Source organism: Hymenobacter bucti (genome assembly GCF_042681145.1).
Taxonomy (GTDB): domain Bacteria; phylum Bacteroidota; class Bacteroidia; order Cytophagales; family Hymenobacteraceae; genus Hymenobacter; species Hymenobacter bucti.
The window spans coordinates 1-502 of the sequence record NZ_JBHUFD010000023.1 but is presented as its reverse complement, the minus strand read 5'-3'; the positions used below and the strand labels follow the sequence as shown (position 1 = coordinate 502).

The window sequence follows — 502 nt, the reverse complement described above, 5'->3', positions numbered from 1 at the left end:
CCTTACCTAGGCTAGAATGCGCGTGACCGGCTCAGAGATGAGCTTTTCCTTCGGGACACAAAGCAAGGTGCTGCATGGCCGTCGTCAGCTCGTGCCGTGAGGTGTTGGGTTAAGTCCCGCAACGAGCGCAACCCCTATGTTTAGTTGCCAGCATGTAATGATGGGGACTCTAGACAGACTGCCTGCGCAAGCAGTGAGGAAGGCGGGGACGACGTCAGGTCATCATGGCCCTTACGCCTAGGGCGACACACGTGCTACAATGGACGGTACAGCGGGTAGCTACTGGGCGACCAGATGCCAATCTCGAAAAGCCGTTCTCAGTTCGGATCGGAGTCTGCAACTCGACTCCGTGAAGCTGGAATCACTAGTAATCGCGCATCAGCCATGGCGCGGTGAATACGTTCCCGGGCCTTGTACACACCGCCCGTCAAGCCATGGAAGTTTGGTAGACCTGAAGCTGGTGCTCGTCACAGAAGCCAGTTAGGGTAGAACAGGTAACTAG

Annotated in this window: 1 rRNA gene; it reads left to right on the top strand. The window is 56.4% G+C overall.

From position 1 onward, the window contains the following. Nucleotides 1-502: ribosomal RNA gene (locus ACFSDX_RS25180) — 16S ribosomal RNA — on the top strand; the annotation flags it as partial.